Genomic DNA, 18528 nt, shown 5'->3' with positions numbered 1-18528 from the left:
CAACAGGATATGAAAATAAATATAGAACGGAGTTTTACAATGGTTAGCGCATATGATGAATTACCGCGTACCCCCGCGAATTTTGTAGCCTTATCACCTTTACGCTATCTTGATCGTGCAGCTTATATCTATCCAAACCAGTACGCGATTATTCACGGTAAGCGTCGTATTACCTGGCGTGAGAAATACAATCGTTGTCGTCAGTTTGCCAACCAACTCCAAAAACTAGGTATCGGTAAAAATGATACCGTGTCTGTCCTGCTGCCTAACGTCCCTGCCATGATCGAAGCACATTTTGCTGTACCGATGGCAGGTGCAGTCCTGAATACTTTAAATACCCGTCTCGATGCCAAAACACTGGCTTTTATGCTGGAACACGCTGAAAGCAAAGTGCTCTTGGTCGATCCTGAATTTACCGCACTTGCGACTGAAGCACTCGCTCTAGTTTCACAAGACATTTATGTCATTGATGTGGCCGATGTAGAGTTTGAAGGTGAAGATCAACGTATTGGTCAAATTGAATATGAAGAATGGATTGCGCAAGGCGATGCAAACTTTGAATGGCATCTACCACAAGATGAATGGGATGCCATCAGCTTAAGCTATACCTCTGGAACCACAGGCAACCCGAAAGGCGTGGTCTATCATCATCGCGGTGCCTACATTAACGCAGCCAGTAATATTATTGCCTGTGGCATGACACCACGTGCCACCTATTTATGGACACTGCCGCTATTCCACTGTAATGGTTGGTGCTTTGCCTGGACCATGGCAGCCAACGGCGGAACCAACGTTTGCTTGCGTAAAGTCGATGCTGAACTGATCTTTAAACTGATTGCCGAACATAAAGTCGATTACTTCTGTGGGGCACCGATTGTCCTGTCGATGCTGATTAACACACCTGAAGAGAAAAAGACCAAAATTGATCACCGTGTCGAAGTGATGGTGGCGGGTGCCGCACCTCCAGCAGCAATCATTGAAGGCATGCGCAATATTGGCATTAACGTAACCCATGTCTACGGCCTGACAGAAACCTACGGTCCTTCTGCACTGTGCGCATCCCAAGCCGGCTGGAGTGATTTATCTATTCAGGAACAAGCACAGTTGCACTCCCGCCAAGGCGTACCTTATCCATTGCAAGATGGCATGAAAGTGCTTGATCCGGATACCATGCAGGAAGTGCCACATGATGGTCAGACCATGGGTGAAATCATGTTCCGTGGCAATATCGTGATGAAAGGTTATCTGAAAAATCCTGAGGCGACCGCTGAAGCCTTTGCCGGTGGCTGGTTCCATACAGGAGATCTGGCAGTTTGCCAACCGGATGGCTATGCCAAAATTACCGACCGTTCCAAAGATGTGATTATTTCCGGCGGAGAAAATATTTCTTCACTTGAAGTGGAGGAAGTGCTGTATCAGCATCCGGCGGTGCTGACTGCGGCGGTAGTCGCCAAGCCTGATCCACGCTGGCAGGAAGTTCCTTGTGCCTTTATCGAACTCAAAGAAGGAAAAAAAGCCACAGAAGAAGAAATTATGGAATTCTGCCGTGAGCATCTGGCCCGTTTTAAAGTGCCTAAGGATGTGGTGATTACCGAAATTCCAAAAACTTCGACCGGAAAATTGCAGAAATTTGTTTTACGTGAATGGGCCAAAGAGCGCGCGCAAGGTGAATTCTCTTAATTCCATACAAACGTGTTCTTTCAAAATCTACTCAATAAAAAATCGTGCTAAGAAAACTTAGCACGATTTTTTAACTTATCCTTTTGTGAGATTTAACCTCATCCAACCCTCTCCTATAAGGAGAGGACTTTAAGGAGCTTACATCTCTACCATTTCCACGCCATCAATACGGGCAACGGTCATCAAGTCCTTATCACCACGACCTGAAACCGTCGCAATAATAATTTGATCCTTGTCCATGGTCGGTGCAAGTTTAGTGACATAAGCCATAGCATGTGCGCTTTCTAACGCCGGAATAATGCCTTCAATCTTGGTCAAGTCGCGGAAACCTTGTAAAGCTTCCTGATCATTGATCGGTACGTATTTAACACGGGCCATATCTTTCAGGAAGCTATGTTCCGGACCCACACCCGGATAATCCAGACCTGCAGAAATTGAATGGGTTTCGATGATCTGGCCTTGCGCATCCGACATCAGGTAAGTCCGGTTACCATGCAGTACACCGACATGACCGGCATTTAGTGGCGCAGAATGTTTACCTGATTCGATCCCATGACCTGCTGCTTCAACGCCGTACATTTTCACGTCTTGGTCATTCAGGAATGGATAGAACAAGCCCATTGCATTGGATCCACCACCGACACACGCGACCAGTGCATCTGGCAGACGGCCTGCCTGTTCCAGAATCTGACGGCGTGCTTCACGACCGATGATCGACTGGAAATCACGAACCAACTGTGGATATGGGTGTGGACCTGCCACAGTACCAATCACATAATAGGTTGAATCAACATTGGTCACCCAATCACGCATGGCTTCATTCATGGCATCTTTTAAGGTTTTAGAGCCACTTTCTACCGGCACAACCGTCGCACCTAATAAACGCATACGGTAGACGTTCATCGCCTGACGTTTTACATCGTCTGCGCCCATAAATACTACGCATTCAAGACCTAAACGTGCTGCAATCGTTGCCGTTGCTACACCGTGCTGGCCTGCCCCTGTTTCGGCAATAATACGTTTCTTGCCGGAAAGCTTCGCCAGCAAAGCCTGACCGATTGTATTATTTACTTTGTGCGAACCGGTATGGTTCAGGTCTTCACGTTTCAGGTAAATCTGTGCGCCACCCAACTCTTTCGACCATCGTTCAGCATGATATAAAGGACTCGGACGACCGACGTAAAACGCCATGTCACGGTCAAATTCTGCCAAAAACTGCGCATCATCTTTCATACGGAAATAGAGCTTTTCCAAGTCTTCTAAAGCCGCCATGAGTGTTTCTGACACAAAACGTCCGCCATGAATACCGAAATGCCCGCGTTCATCCGGGAATTGGGTATAGTCAACTGCCTGACTGTTCTGGCTAGTACTTTGCTGATCCACGATGGACTCCTTGCATAAAGCGTTCTATGAGTTGTTGGTCTTTAATACCTTTTGCGGACTCGACACCGCCACTCACATCCACGGCATAAGCCTGTGTGGTGAGAATTGCCTGTTCGATATTGTCAGGATTTAAACCGCCTGCCAAGATCAAGGGAATATTGAGTTTGGGAAAGGTGTCCCAATCGAAGCTGTGCCCTGTGCCACCTTTCAGGTCAGGATGCCATGCGTCTAACAGTACTGCACTTGCGCCTGCATCTTGATAACGCTGAATTTCTGCGACTACATTCAGGTCAGGTTTTACCTGAATGGCTTTATACCAGCGGCGTCCGACCTGTTGGGCGATGGCCTGACATTGTTCAGGCGTTTCATCGCCATGAAATTGCAAAATATCCAGCGGTACTTTATTTAAAATCGCATGAATTTCATCTGCGTGACTATTCACAAATAAACCCACTGCCTGTACATAAGCCGGAACCGCCCGGATCAGGATTTCAGCCTGTTCTAAATTAACATGCCGCGGACTCGGTGGATAAAATACAAATCCTATCGCATCACAGCCAGCATTGGCTACGGCATGTACATCTTCGACTCGGGTGATTCCACAAATTTTGGCACGGGTTCGCATATTATGTTGGCTCTAGATCTACCAATGTATTGAACAATCTATAAGATTGGGGCAAATCATTGTAATGCAATTTTCCTGACTTGCGTAAAAGTTCATCCGGATTATTCTCGATGCAGATTGTTTATAAGGCATACAAACTTTATACTGCGCTCACTTTGCAGCAAGTCCAAGCCTTCAGGCTTTAGGGAAGCTGGTGTAAATCCAGCACTGCCCCCGCAACGGTAAAAAATGAAACGTCTATCAATTTAAACTCTTCGGTTTACACCACTGCATCTTGATGTGGGAAGGTGGATATACAGCAAAGTCGCTGCTTTGCACATTTAAGTCCGGAAACCTGCTTGTTGTGTTCTATAACTCAATCATTCACGGGGAAGTGAATGTAGGGAGCTTTAACATGTCACTTCATTGTCAACCTACTGCCTTGGTAGGTGCGATCGCACTTGCGTTGGGTACCACCTCATCTGTTTTTGCTAACGAGCAAAAAGTTGCGAAAGCATCTTTAGATACCATTGTGGTCACGGCAACTCGCTCTGCAGAAAACATTGAAAATGTACCAGCGCGTATTTCGATTATTGAACCTGTAATTCTTGAGCAATCACCTCTTAAAGCACTACCAGATTTACTCAAAACAGACCCAAGTATTAATGTCGTGCAATCGGGTGGTTATGGCCAGCAAACTTCTATTTTTTTACGCGGTACCAATTCCAATCAAGTTTTAGTACTACGTGATGGTGTTCGTTTAAATACAGCCACCACAGGTGCAGCGTCTATTCCTTTTTTAGACACCACTGATCTTAAACAGATTGAAGTATTAAAAGGCCCTGCGTCTGTGCTTTATGGTACAGACGCAATTGGTGGTGTAGTGCAGTTTGTAACAAAAACGCCTGAAAAAACGAGTGCCTTTGTAACAGGTGAAATTGGTGAGAATCAAACCTACAAATCAATTATTGGGGCTGACTTGGCAGAAAATGGGGTGTATGCGCAGATTCGCGGTCAAGTTTTAGAAACTGACGGCACACCTGTATTCAATATCAATGACAACCGTGACTACAGTTATGATCAAAAAGGCTATAGTGCAAAATTCGGTATTGAAAAAGAGCGTTATGCAACATCACTCGATTACAGTCAAAATTCAGGAAATGTCCAATACAGTAATTGGGGTGCATTTTCCAGCCAAGATTTTGAAAATAAAATTGTAAACTTAAAAGGTCGTATTAACCCAACACAAGCCACTGAAATTAATGCACGTCTATCTCAGTTTAAAGATGACTTAGATCAGGTCACATCAAGCAGCTTTGTACATAGCACCACGCAAGAAGCAGAAATCTATGGCAAATGGAATTTCACAGCAGCACAAAATGTTTTACTGGGCATTACCCAGCGTAATACCGATGCAAAAACCCAGGCTATTGATGAAGATATTAATTCAACAGGCTACTATATTCAGCATCAGTATCAGACAAATAGCTTAAGCACTCAGATGGGTGTGCGTGTCGAAGATAACGAAAAATTTGGCTCACATACCGTTGCACAAGGTGGTATCCGTTATCAACTGCTCCCTAATACCAGCATTTATACCAATATTGGTTCAGCATTTAAGGCACCGACTTTAAATGATATGTATGCTTTTGGCGGCAATGATCAACTGAAGCCTGAAGAAAGCATTTCGTATGAAATGGGGATAGATCAAAAACTTCCATTAAATATTTTAGTAGGTACTTCCGCTTTCTATACGGAAGTCGATAATTTAATTAATTCGGAATGTATTATTGATTGTGGAGAAGAGTGGCTTCCAACTACTGTTTACCAAAACCAAAACATTGATGAAGCCAAGATGACTGGCGGCGAATTGACGGCACAATGGGCAAAAGATCAGTTCTTTATTAATGCCGGTTACACTTATGTCAAAACTGAAGATACGAAACAGAATTCAGAGCTATTACGTCGCCCTCGTCAGTCATTCACTGTATCGACAGGTCTACAAAATGCCGATTACGGTTTAAGTGCTGCACTGGTAGCAAAATCGAAAGCGAAGGACTTTAGTCGTGATATTCCAGGTTATGCACGTGTTGACTTAAATGCATATTGGAATATTAATCCAACAGTTAAACTGTTTACTAACATTGAAAATGTCGGTGATGTGAAATACAAAACTGTGCATAGCGCTGGCGACCAGTACTATGTGAACGGTGGCCGTCTCGCTTCTGCAGGCATCACCTTTAAATACTAAGCTCTAAACAGCAAAAAACTTTAAAACAGCGCAGTTTATGGATAATGTTATGACCGACATTATCCTTTTTTATTATCTTCATTAAAAATTCAAGGAACACATATGGGCCACCGTTTAAGCAAAATCTACACGCGCACAGGCGATTCGGGTACCACAGGACTCGGTGATGGCTCACGTGTTGCCAAAGATGATTTACGTATTACCGCGCTGGGTGATGTCGATGAGCTGAATGCCGTAATTGGCGTATTACGCGCGCAGATTTCAGCAAGCACAATTGAAGATAAAGCTACTTGGGATAAATCTTTAAGCCTGATCCAGCACTGGTTATTCGATTTAGGCGGTGAAGTGTGTATTCCAGGTTTTAATCTGGTGCAACCGGTATCGATTGAGTTTCTGGAAAATGATATCGACCGCATGAATGAAGCTTTGCCGATGTTAAAAGACTTTATTTTGCCTACCGGAACGCTGGTGTGTAGCTTTGCCCATCAGGCCCGCGCTGTTTGCCGTCGTGCAGAACGCAGCGTCATGTCGGTACATCACCGTGACCAAAATATTCAGGCAGCGTCACTGCAACTACTTAATCGTTTATCGGACTGGTTATTTGTAGCATCACGTACCCTGCAACGTGCTGAGGGCGGTTCCGAAGTGCTGTGGCAAAAAAATATCAATGACAGCATCGAAAAGTAAAATTATGTTTCAAGTTGCTATCTAAAAATACACGTCAGATGTCTCTTGATTTTACAGAACATCTGACGAAAATAGAAAGTGTCACTCTTCTGTCACGTAGCCCTCGCAAAATGAACTTAACTTTCCCACTCATGAGCATCTTATGCGCATAATTGGTCATCGTGGTGCACGTGGCGAAGCCCCTGAAAATACCTTGGGCGGTTTTCAATATATTCAGGAGATTGGCATTCGCGCCGTTGAGTTTGATGTCCGTCAGCTCAAAGACAATGCCTTAATCATCATGCATGATGACGACTTTGTGCGTACCACCGGTTTGCAGAAGCATCTATACGAGTGTAACCGTCAAGATCTTACCCAATATAATCACGCAGTGGCCTGGTCAGAATGGAATAAAATCGAAGCGACCCCATTGCTCGATCAAACCTTAAATGTCATTCGAAATTTTGAGCATATTGAAGTCGAAATTAAAAGCGTAGCATCTGAAGAAGCAGCTGAAAAAATCGCGTTTGAAGTCGAAAAGCAGTTACAAGGCTATGAGCAGGCAGCCATTATTACCAGCTTTGATGCCAAAATTCTGGATGCATTTAAACAGCAAAACTCACGTTTAAAACGCGGTTTATTGATTGAAACCGATGTCAAACATCAAGCCATTGATCAGGCGCTGGAACTTGGATGCTGTCATATTGGCTGGATGGATGAACTGGCCAGTAAAGACCTGATTCAAGCCACGCAGGCTGCCGAGTTGAATATCAGTGTCTGGACGGTCAATGATGTCACCCGTGCCAAACAGCTGCGAGACTGGGGCATTCAGGGGCTGATTACCGATTATCCAAAATTGATGCTACAACAACTCTAAATAATCTCTCTTAGCCTTGATTGATCTAGGTATTTCTTGATCCAGTTCATTTCGAAAATGCAATAATGAAAGTGGGAATCTTCCTTAATCAGATTTTATTTGAAAGTGAAATTAAGTTGCCCAACCTCTATATTCTGCAAATTTCCTGATAGTATTGTAGAAATTATGAACAACTATTTTCCTCTGATTCATTCGGTTTCCATTTTCTGAAAGAGTGATAATCCTCAGTCACTTAGTCGGAAATCAGAACCCGTCTACGCTCGCAAAATGGTCACTTCTGCCCTACTTATTCTGTTACCGACAAGTACAATACAACCGTACAATAATGCTAGTGATGCCTTAGGGCACATGCTAATATGGACAAGATAGGCTGCTGTTAAAACCAACAGTAGTTTCTGCTTTTTGTTATACCTTCCGAGGTTCTAGGAGTGCTGTTGGAGATGAATGCTCCCTTACCCAAAGCCCCCATCAACTGGATTGCTGTGTTTGCATTGGTATTTTTACCGATCGTAGCCCTGATTGCGATTCCGTTGTATGCGTATCACCATGATTTTAGCGCTGCCGCTTGGATCAGTATGTTTGTTTTACTGGGCGTAAGCAGCCTCGGCATTACAGCGGGATACCATCGCCTGTGGGCACATCGTGCTTATGAAGCCACTTTACCATTAAAAATCATCTTGATGATTATGGGTACATTTGCTGTACAGAATAGTATTTTATTCTGGGCATCTGGTCACCGTACCCATCACCGTCATGTCGATGATGTTGATCAAGACCCGTACTCGATCAATAAAGGCTTCTGGTATGCACATATTGGCTGGATGTTACGTGATTATCCATCTGGTGCTGCCAACTATAAAAATGCGCCAGATCTGTTAAAAGACAAAGTGGTGATGTTTCAGGACAAATACTACGTTCCTTTAGTGATTGCCGTGCATGCTGCGATTTTACTGCCCATCGGCTGGGCTGTAGGTGATGTCTGGGGCGTATTACTGTTGGGTGGACTAATGCGTTTAATCCTGAGCCATCATGTGACCTTCTTTATTAACTCACTGTGCCACATGTGGGGAAATCGTCCTTATACTGACGAAAATACTGCACGTGACAACTTCGTACTCGCGGTTGCAACTTGGGGTGAGGGTTATCATAACTATCACCATATTTTCCAATACGATTACCGTAACGGCGTAAAATGGTGGCAGTACGATCCAACTAAATGGCTGATCTGGACCTGTTCTAAACTGGGTCTAGCTAAAAACTTGCGCCGTATTCCTAGCTTTAATATCAAAAAAGCGGAATTGGCGATGAAGTTTAAATATGCCGAACAAGATCTTGCGGTATATGGCCATGATGTTTCTGAAGATATCTCGGCGGTAAAAACCAAAATCGCACAGGAATATGATGCATTTACCCAAACTTTAAATGACTGGGCGAAGCTGAAAGAACAGGAAATTCAGGTCAAGAAAGCATCGATGGCTGAAAAAATCCATCAGATGGATGACAAGCTGAAAGTTGAATTCCAGCTGGTTGAGCAGCGTCTTTCTCATCATCGTCAAACCTTGAATCTACTGGTTCGTAATTTGAAAAAATCTGCAGTTTCTCAATAAAAGCTGTTGAACACTAAAGCCCCGATTGGGGCTTTTTTTATGTCCGAAAGATAACGTGAACTCTCGCTTATACAACAGTTTTATACAGCTATCTTTGTTATAGTAAATTTATTCCAATCCTGTACTGATGCCATGTATTTTAACTCTCGCTATCAAACACTGCCCGCCCGCCTCTATCACCATCAAGTTCCGCTGCCGTTAAAAGGTGCGAAAGCCGGACATTTTAATGCAGCTTTAGCAGAGCAACTGCAATGGTCGGATGAAGACAAGGCGCAATGGGTCAAGATTTGTAGTGGTCAGAAAGTTTTTACTGAATTTGAACCCTTGGCTATGGTCTATGCAGGTCATCAGTTTGGACAATGGGCAGGACAGTTGGGAGATGGTCGCGGGTTGTTGATTGCGCAAATTCTGGATAAAAATAATCAGACCATTGACCTGCATTTAAAAGGTGCTGGTGCAACCCCTTATTCACGCATGGGCGATGGTCGTGCAGTACTGCGTTCAGTCATTCGTGAGTATCTGGCAGGTCATGCCTTAAATGCTTTAGGTGTAGCATCCAGTAATGCAGTTGGTTTTACTTCATCAATCCAAAGTATTCAGCGTGAGAAGCTAGAGCCGGGCGCGATGATGTTGCGTACTTCAGACTGTCATATCCGTTTCGGCCATTTTGAATGGATCAATCAGTATCAGCCAGATCTACTAGCTGAATTTACCCAAAAATGTATCGAATGGCATTATTCGGAATGTCTGCAAGACGAACAGCCGATTCTGAGCTTTGCCACCAAAGTTATTCAGCGCACTGCGGTGATAATTGCCAAATGGCAACTGGTTGGTTTTGCACATGGCGTGATGAATACTGACAACCTGAATATTACCGGTTCAACTTTGGACTTTGGTCCTTATGGCTTTATGGAGCGCTTCCGTCCGAACTGGATCAATAACCACTCGGATTATCAAGGGCGTTATACCTATCAGCAGCAGCCAAGTATCGGACATTGGAATTTGTGGCAATGGTTAAACAATCTGGTCCCGCTCTGCCCTACAGATTATGACAAAGAACAATGGAAACAGGATTTAGCTGCATGTCTGGAGCATTATGAACCAACATTCTTGGAACATTATAAACATGGTTTAAACCAGAAAATGGGCTTGCCAAGTTTCCATAAAGACAGTTTTGACTGCGCTATGGCCTTTCTGCGAATTTTGCAAAGTGAGCAACTAGACTATACCCAGAGTTTTATCGGGTTGCAAAATAAAGACTATGAAGCCCTTAAAGATGATTGTCTGGACCGACGCCAGTTTGAAGCATTCCTGGCGCAATATGGATCTATCCGTGAACACCAGGATATAGAAGAATTGGATGCCGCCATGCAACTGGCCAATCCGCATTATATTCTGCGGAATCATATGGCACAGAAAGCCATTGAACTGGCAGAGCGGGATGATTTTTCTGAAGTAGACCGTCTGTTTAAATTACTCAGTCAGCCTTACCTGAAACAGCCCGATTTGGAACAGCCTGAAGATTTAGCGCCATTGCCAAGTGATGTGCCTGAAGTGATGGTGAGTTGTTCGTCTTAATAAATAGACTCAAAAAACATGCAAAAAATTGATCAAACTAAATTGACACATGAAATTATTGAAACAGCATATAAGCTGCTTACTCACAAACTCGCATTTGGAGGATTAATTACACATAACGAAAGTGCTTTCCAATTAGAATTAGGACATATTTTAAAAACACTTGGGCAGTTGTATGAGTTTAGGTTAAGCGACAAATTCCATTTAGAGTTTGAAACATTTTTACCTTTAAAAACAACGAGTATTAAGAGTCAATCTGAGCGAGCAAGAATTGATATTTTAATTCGTTATCAAGATGGTGATCATCAAACTTGTGCTGCTATAGAACTAAAATTCTTTAAGAAAAGTAACCATCGGGAACCTAACAACCGTTACGATGTCTTTAAAGATCTTTCAAATTTAGAACTTTACAAGAGAAATGGAATCGACATTGGTTATTTCATTCTCGCAACTGATCATGCCCACTATTTCAACCAAATAAAATATTCGGATGATACCCGTGATTTTGATTTCAGGCATAAAAGTACGTACAAAGAAGGAACGATATTAAGTTATAGAACTCCTAAGCCTTACGGAAACGATATTACACTCATGCAAGACTATGAGTTTTTATGGGACCAGATTAACGATTTATATTTTCTGAAAGTACAAGTTTAAATAAATGTGGATGGTTAATAATAGCATCCACATTTATTTTTTAATCAATCTTCAGGATATTCAAAACGGTAGCCCACACCATACACCGCCTGAATCCACTCATGACGGTTGCCGGTTTCAGCTGCATCGGAAATCTTGCGGCGCAAATTCTTGATATGACTGTCAATGACACGGTCTGCCACATCAAAACTGTCCGGATTAATATGATCCAGCAATTGCGCACGTGAATAGACCTGTCCGACATGTTCCAGGAATAACTCCAGTAAACGGAATTCGGTCGGCGTTAAATTCAAGGCTTTTTGTTGATACCAGATGCGCTGTTGTGATTTGTCCATACGGAATAAATCATTGCTTTCCGGTTCTGATTTACGATCCAGACGACGTAACACAGCCTGTACACGCGCGACCAGTTCTTTCGGACTAAATGGTTTACAGAGATAATCATCTGCACCCATATTCAGACCCAACACACGGTCAATTTCTTCAGTACGTGCAGTCACCATAATAATCGGTAAATCCGACTGTTCACGTACTTTACGGCAAATGGTCAGGCCGTCCATACGCGGCACCATCAAGTCCAGAATCATCAGACTCGGTTTACGTTGGGTAAAACTGTTATATGCTTCCTGCCCATCATGAAACATACTGACCTCAAAACCAGCAGCTTCCAGATAGTCTCGCACTAACTGTGCAAGTTCGATTTCATCTTCAACCAGCATGACATGTTTCATCAATCTATTCCCTTCATGGTTTCATTTGTTTAGGAAAGCTCAGCTTGCATCGTAAACCACCCAGTGGTGAATGTGCAAAGCTTAAGCTGCCGCCCAGCGCCTGCGTAATTTTACATGATAATGCCAAACCCAGTCCGGTTCCGCCAGTCGCTCGGGTACGCGAATCATCGACACGGTAGAAACGCTCGCCAATACGCGCCAGTTGTTCATCAGTCAGGCCAAATGGACTATCATCGATATATAAGGTCCATTCTTTATCATCTTGCGTGGTGTGAATATGCACCTGCCCGCCTGCTTCAGTATAGCGAATACTGTTACTGAGCAAGTTCGCCACAATCTGTTTAAAACGATCCAGATCCAGATTTAACTCAGTCCCTTCGCCATCTGCAGTAACCGTCAATTCAGCCTGCTCAAATTTCGGCTGGAAGTTAATGAGTTCCTGCTGTACCACCTCCCACGGATTCACCGTCGAGAAATAGAATTGCAATTGCTGGGCATCAACCTGTGCCAGCGCGGCCAGATCTTGAGTCAGTTTTTTCAGGCTGTTTACCTGAGCCAGCATAGACGCAAAATGTTCAGGGGTAGGTTTACGGATTCCGTCCTGCATCGCTTCAATCTGTGCCTGTAAGACTGCTAGTGGCGTTTTTAACTCATGTGAGGTATCTGCCACCCACTGATGGCGTGAGGTTTCATGCTGATCCAGAATCACCGCCAATGCATTTAATTCATTGGATAAATCACCTAGTTCATCATTCCGGTTTACTTTAACCTGATACTGATAATTCCCCTGAGTCAAGGCACGTGTACCATTGAGCAGACGTTGAATCGGCTTTTTGAAATAAGTTGCCAATAACAGGGAAGCAATCAGACTCGCCAAAATACTGAGTGCATAGACCAGAAATAAATAACGCTTCTGGTTACTAAAGAAATTGATACTTAAGGCATCATTCTGATCCAGAACCGGTTTTAAGCCCAAATAGCCGACAATCTGATTATTCACCATAATCGGGCGATAAGAAATCTGTTCATCTGAAGCCTCACCCACTACGAAACGACGCTTGGCATCATACAGTGAGAGACGTGAACTGAGACCAAGACGGTCCGGCATCTGGATAAACTGTTTTTTGCCAGTCGGTTGCTGTGCTGGCTGCTCACCATTTTTGCGATCAGTTCTAAACAGATTCTGATTAGAACTGAGCGGGAATTTCAAGCCTTCAAAAGGCTGAAACTGGGAGGGCAAATTAGAGGCCAGCAAACGTAATTCTTCTTCATTGACCTGACGTTGTGGCAACTGTGGATCCACCATACTCGGTGCCACTTGAGCCAGGGTCTGTTCTTGAAAATAACGCTGCTGCAAGGCAATATCATACTGACGGCGCAGCCACCAGCGTGATAATCGGTCATAATCATCTGGTGCGGCTTCACCTTCCATCTGGAGAATCTGTGCCTGAATCGCATTGCCCCAGTCCTGATAAACTGCATAGACATCTGCCAGATTTTCAATCACATAATCCAGCTTCTGCATTTCGACATCAGCGACATAGCGGGCGAAATTACGCTGCATATTCAGATGCAATACACCTAGGCTCACCGTGGTAATGACCAGCGTGGTCAACAGCACGGTCAAAAATAGACGTAATGCAATGGGAATACGGCGAATGTTCAAAACTAAAATCTCAATTTTTCTTCTATATTCATTATTGTAGCGAACACCGAAGCAAAAAACTCTTCATTGTTTCTTCATCTTTATTGTTTAATCTTTATCTAACATAGAATCAGCTTCTTGACAGGATAAATACAATGCAAGCCATGACAAAAATAGCTTTAATCAGTGCAAGTGTTTTATCAATGGGTGCGTTGACTGCCTGTCAATCCACCAGCAATGTCCCAAACAATGATCATTCCCACATGATGAAACATCATGAAGGCAAAAAACAGCATCTAACTCCCGAACAGCGTGAACAGTTTAAGGCGAAGCGTGCAGAACGCATGCAGTTTGCCAAACAGCTTCAACAAGCTTGTGACAATAAAGCCGTGGGTTCAGCCATTCAAATCAAGACTGGTGACAAGACCATAGACGGCACCTGTAAGATGGTCTTTAAAGCAGATCGTAAAGAGATGAAAAGCCATCGCGATGAACATCGTGGCATGAAAGCTGAACATCATCCAATGCGTGCTGATATGCGTAGAGGCATGATGCACGGTGAAGTCTTGACGGATGCCAAACGTGCAGAATTGACTAAACAGTTTGATCAGCGCCTCGCTCAACATCAGGCACATCAACGAGCCATGCTGCAAGCCTGTCAAGGCAAAAAAGACGGGACTGCTGCACAGATCAAGATGAGCGAACAAACTATCAATGGCAAATGTCATGTCCGTTTCCAGCCCACAGCCTCTACCTATTAATGCATAGGAATCAAGGCTTCACGACTAGCACCTTCGGGTGCTTTTTTATTGCGTGCTCTTTCATGCATACGGTTGACTATTCGTTTCCTGCAGAATATGGCTAAAGTCTTTATACTCAAGACCTTTAATGCGTCATGCAGATTAATCTTTGACTTTACAGTCACCAAGAAAACACCCCGAAAAGCTTGTACCGCAGGGGAAGTTGTTGCACGATTAGATCATTCCAAACCGTGTCAGTGAAGACAGGTTTTAGTTCATCTAAGATTATAACGCTGGTTCAACCAGTATTGAGGAAACCGATATGCCACAATACAAAGCGCCTTTACGTGATATGCAATTTGTGTTGCATGAATTATTAAATGCTGAACAACACTATGCAAATCTCCCTGCATTCCAAGAAAACGTAAGCCATGAGCTGGTAGATCAGTACTTAGAAGCTGCGGCCGACTTCTGTGAAAACGAATTGTCTCCGATCAACCAGACCGGTGACCGTGAAGGCTGTACCTGGAATGACGGCGTTGTTACGACTCCGACTGGCTTTAAAGAAGCGTACCAAAAATACATCGAGCTTGGCTTCCCTTCTCTTTCTGCTGAAGAACAATACGGCGGTCAAGGCTTACCGAACTCTTTAGGTATCGCGATTTCTGAAATGGTGGGTACTGCGAACTGGGCATGGGGCATGTACCCTGGCCTGTCTCACGGTGCGGTTCGTACTTTAGAACATCATGGTTCAGCTGAACAAAAAGACGCTTACCTGCCTAAACTGGTTTCAGGTGAGTGGACGGGTACCATGTGCTTAACTGAATCCCATGCGGGTTCTGACCTGGGTATTATCCGTACCAAAGCTGAACCACAAGCGGACGGTAGCTATGCAATCTCTGGCGAGAAAATCTTTATCTCTGCTGGTGAACACGACATGGCAGAGAACATTATCCATATCGTACTTGCTCGCCTGCCAGGTGCACCGAAAGGTACCAAAGGTATCTCATTATTCATCGTGCCAAAATTCAACCTAAATGCTGACGGTTCTATTGGCGAGCGTAACGGTGTACGTTGTGGTTCGATCGAACACAAGATGGGTATTCATGGTAACGCGACTTGTGTCATCAACTTTGACAATGCTAAAGGCTTCCTGATTGGACCTGAAAACCGCGGCTTGAACTGCATGTTCACGTTCATGAACACAGCACGTATCGGTACAGCAGTTCAAGGTCTTGCAGCATCTGAAGGTTCATTCCAAGGCGCGCTTGCATACGCAAAAGATCGTCTGGCAATGCGCTCTCTTTCTGGTCCTAAAGCACCTGAAAAAGAAGCAGATCCAATCATTGTGCATCCTGCGGTACGTAACATGCTTTTAACTCAAAAAGCATATGCAGAAGGTGGTCGTGCACTGGTTTACCTGTTAGCACAATATGCTGACGTGGTTGAACATGCTGCAGAAGAAGCAGACCGTAAATTTGCAGACAACATCCTGTCATTGCTAACACCAATCGCAAAAGCATTCCTGACTGAAACCGGTTCTGAAGCTGCGAAACACGGTGTTCAGGTATTCGGTGGTCATGGCTTTATTTCTGAGCACGGTATGGAGCAGATCGTACGTGATACACGTATTGCTTGCCTGTACGAAGGTACCACTGAAATTCAGGCACTAGACTTGTTAGGCCGTAAAGTATTGGGTACGCAAGGTGCAATGTTGAAAGACTTCACCAAGATCATCCATAAATTTGCTGAAGCGCACAAAGACAATGCTGCAATGAAAGAATTCGTTGAACCATTGGCTGCCTTGAACAAAGAATGGGGCGATCTGACCATGCAGATTGGTATGCGCGCGATGCAAAACCCTGAAGAAGTGGGTGCGGCTGCAGTCGATTACCTCTACTTCTCTGGTTATGTCACTCTAGCTTACCTATGGGCACGTATGGCATTGGTTGCTCAGGAGCAACTGGCTGCGGGCACCACTGATGTTGATTTCTACAATGCCAAAGTGACGACAGCACGCTTCTACTTCAAGAAAATCCTGCCACGCGTTCGTTCACACGTTGAAGTGATTGCGACAGGTGTAGAGCCATTGATGAACCTGGATGCGGAACACTTTGCATTCTAAGTTAGTCTCAGACTAGCTACATTTCAGAAAAAGGACGGTCAATCAACAGGCAGTCCTTTTTCTTTATAAAGAGTTACAGAATTAACCTTTAGTCGTCTAACATTCAGATTTTGAGTGTTTTAGACTGATTAAAACTCATTTAATCAAACAATAAACAGGTGACACACCATGCCAATTTATAACGCGCCACTTGCCGATATGAAATTCATCCTGAACGATGTCTTCAATGCAGAACAATTCTGGCAGGCCAATGAAAATCTAGCGCATCTGGATGCTGCGACAGCAGAAGCGATTCTTGAAGAAATGGCAAAATTTTCTCAAAACGTCATGCTTCCTCTGAACCGTACCGGCGATGAAGAAGGCGCAAAAATTGAAAATGGTAATGTGACCACACCTGCTGGCTTTAAAGAAGCGTTCAAACAATATGCAGAAGGTGGCTGGATTGGTCTGGGCGCAGATATGGAATGGGGCGGCCAGGAAATGCCGAAAATGCTAACGGTACTTTCTGATGAAATGCTGTTTGCCACCAACCCGTCTTTCATGCTGTATCCATTGCTTTCTGTTGGTGCGGGCATGGCGCTGAACAGCTATGCTTCACAAGCACAAAAAGAAACCTATTTACCTAAAATTTATTCGGGTGAGTGGTCAGGCACCATGTGCTTAACCGAACCACATGCCGGTACTGATCTGGGTATTATCAAAACCAAAGCTGAACGTAACGAAGACGGCACTTATAGCATCAGCGGCACCAAGATTTTCATCACGGGTGGTGATCATGACCTGGCGGAAAATATTATTCACCTCGTTCTAGCGAAAACCCCAGATGCCCCTGCTGGCTCTCGTGGTATTTCCCTGTTCATCGTACCGAAATTCTTGGTCAATGAAGATGGTTCTATCGGCGAGCGTAATCCGGTCGGCCCAGGTTCAATCGAACACAAGATGGGGATCAAGGCATCTGCGACTTGTGTCATGAACTTTGACGGTGCCAAAGGTTACCTCGTTGGTAAAGAAAACGAAGGTCTCGCTGCGATGTTCGTGATGATGAACTACGAACGTCTGTCGATGGGTATTCAAGGCCTAGGTGCTTCTGAATTCGCTTATCAAAACGCTGCGCAATATGCCACAGACCGTTTACAGGGTCGCAGCGCGGCTGGCGTTCAGTCACCAAGCAAACCTGCGGACAGTATTCTAGTGCATGGTGATGTACGCCGTATGCTGCTGAATGTACGTGCCAATAATGAAGCTTCACGTGCATTCGCCGTGTATGTAGGTCAACAGTTGGATATCACCAAATTCTCGACTGATCCTGAAGCGGTGAAAAAAGCCAATGACCGTGTTGCGCTATTAACACCAATCGCGAAAGCGTATTTAACGGATACCGCATTCCAAGCGACATTAGATGCACAAATGGTCTTCGGTGGTCATGGCTATATCCGTGAATGGGGCTTGGAGCAATGTATCCGTGACCTGCGTATTTCCCAGATCTATGAAGGCACTAACGGCGTACAGTCACAAGATTTGATCGGCCGTAAAACCATTAAATGTGGCGGCGAATATATCTCTGAATATATCTCTGAAATCCGTGACTTTGCCAATAGTCTGGATGCAGACCTGAACTTCATTAAAGATGCCACACTGGATGCAGCGACTGAAGTTGAATCAGTGACTCAGTATATTCTGGAAGCAGCAAGAGAAAGTCATGACTTTCCGAATGCGACCGCAGTCGACTATCTGCACGCTGTAGGTCTGTTGAGTTTCTCTTATATGTTTGCGCGCATTGCCAATGCAGCGAAAAATAAAGAAGGTGAGTTCTATCAAAATAAACTCGCTCTGGCACGTTATTTTGTACAACGCATTCTGCCTGAACTGGCATTACGCATTACTAAAGTGAAATCAGGTTCTGACGTCATCATGAACTTCTCTGAAGATTATTTCACGACTCAAGCTTAAGCTAAAAATCTGCAATAAAAACGCCTGCATCAGC

General features: G+C 44.2%; 14 protein-coding genes and 1 riboswitch. Of the genes, 10 read left to right on the top strand and 4 right to left on the bottom strand.

From position 1 onward, the window contains the following. The first annotated feature begins 39 nt into the window (after positions 1-39). Positions 40-1680 (top strand): acyl-CoA synthetase, encoded by a 1641-nt coding sequence (locus tag Q9R24_RS07620; RefSeq protein ID WP_044112833.1) that lies wholly within the window; start codon positions 40-42, stop codon positions 1678-1680. A gap of 138 nt (positions 1681-1818) precedes the next feature. Here Q9R24_RS07620 and trpB read toward each other — a convergent pair whose 3' ends face one another. Both trpB and Q9R24_RS07610 read right to left on the bottom strand, forming a co-directional pair. Continuing rightward, entirely contained in the window at positions 1819-3063 is a 1245-nt protein-coding gene (gene trpB / locus Q9R24_RS07615; RefSeq protein WP_005261881.1) for a tryptophan synthase subunit beta, read from the bottom strand. Next, positions 3044-3688: a phosphoribosylanthranilate isomerase gene (locus Q9R24_RS07610; RefSeq protein ID WP_044112832.1), complete on the bottom strand. Its 645-nt coding sequence runs from the start codon at positions 3686-3688 to the stop codon at positions 3044-3046. Before Q9R24_RS07610 ends, trpB begins: the two co-directional genes overlap by 20 nt. A 145-nt stretch (positions 3689-3833) precedes the next feature. Next, positions 3834-4045: riboswitch (cobalamin riboswitch) on the top strand. Positions 4046-4082: 37 nt separating this feature from the next. On the opposite strand from Q9R24_RS07610, the gene Q9R24_RS07605 reads away from it, so the two are divergent. From Q9R24_RS07605 to Q9R24_RS07580, 6 genes are all read left to right on the top strand, one after another. Further along, positions 4083-5918 (top strand): TonB-dependent siderophore receptor, encoded by a 1836-nt coding sequence (locus Q9R24_RS07605; RefSeq protein WP_044112831.1) that lies wholly within the window; start codon positions 4083-4085, stop codon positions 5916-5918. A gap of 102 nt (positions 5919-6020) precedes the next feature. Next, on the top strand, positions 6021-6605 hold the full coding sequence (locus Q9R24_RS07600; RefSeq protein ID WP_044112830.1) for a cob(I)yrinic acid a,c-diamide adenosyltransferase: 585 nt from the start codon (positions 6021-6023) through the stop codon (positions 6603-6605). A gap of 142 nt (positions 6606-6747) precedes the next feature. Beyond that, a complete protein-coding gene (locus Q9R24_RS07595; protein WP_044112829.1) occupies positions 6748-7461 on the top strand; it encodes a glycerophosphodiester phosphodiesterase in 714 nt (237 codons plus the stop codon). 440 nt (positions 7462-7901) lie between these two features. Next, positions 7902-9068, top strand: coding sequence for an acyl-CoA desaturase (locus Q9R24_RS07590; protein ID WP_004647507.1), 1167 nt, complete (start codon positions 7902-7904; stop codon positions 9066-9068). 132 nt (positions 9069-9200) lie between these two features. Continuing rightward, complete coding sequence (locus Q9R24_RS07585) at positions 9201-10646, top strand: YdiU family protein (RefSeq protein ID WP_044112828.1); 1446 nt, start codon at positions 9201-9203, stop codon at positions 10644-10646. An 18-nt stretch (positions 10647-10664) separates the two neighbouring features. Continuing rightward, positions 10665-11303, top strand: a complete 639-nt coding sequence (locus Q9R24_RS07580; RefSeq protein WP_004278303.1) for a hypothetical protein — start codon at positions 10665-10667, stop codon at positions 11301-11303. A gap of 44 nt (positions 11304-11347) precedes the next feature. Here the strand turns inward: Q9R24_RS07580 and Q9R24_RS07575 are convergent, their stop codons facing one another. Next, entirely contained in the window at positions 11348-12034 is a 687-nt protein-coding gene (locus Q9R24_RS07575) for a response regulator (protein ID WP_004278304.1), read from the bottom strand. Between the two features lie 13 nt (positions 12035-12047). Beyond that, a complete protein-coding gene (gene baeS, locus Q9R24_RS07570) occupies positions 12048-13700 on the bottom strand; it encodes a sensor histidine kinase efflux regulator BaeS (RefSeq protein WP_044112827.1) in 1653 nt (550 codons plus the stop codon). Between the two features lie 134 nt (positions 13701-13834). On the opposite strand from baeS, the gene Q9R24_RS07565 reads away from it, so the two are divergent. From Q9R24_RS07565 to Q9R24_RS07555, 3 genes are all read left to right on the top strand, one after another. After that, positions 13835-14440, top strand: coding sequence for a hypothetical protein (locus Q9R24_RS07565; protein WP_005250770.1), 606 nt, complete (start codon positions 13835-13837; stop codon positions 14438-14440). A 301-nt stretch (positions 14441-14741) separates the two neighbouring features. Then, entirely contained in the window at positions 14742-16544 is a 1803-nt protein-coding gene (locus Q9R24_RS07560) for an acyl-CoA dehydrogenase C-terminal domain-containing protein (protein WP_044112826.1), read from the top strand. 168 nt (positions 16545-16712) lie between these two features. After that, positions 16713-18494, top strand: coding sequence for an acyl-CoA dehydrogenase C-terminal domain-containing protein (locus Q9R24_RS07555; RefSeq protein WP_044112825.1), 1782 nt, complete (start codon positions 16713-16715; stop codon positions 18492-18494). Positions 18495-18528: the final 34 nt, after the last annotated feature.

It is taken from the genome of Acinetobacter sp. RRD8, from assembly GCF_031844225.1.
GTDB lineage: Bacteria > Pseudomonadota > Gammaproteobacteria > Pseudomonadales > Moraxellaceae > Acinetobacter.
This window is presented reverse-complemented; position numbering and strand designations above follow the sequence as displayed.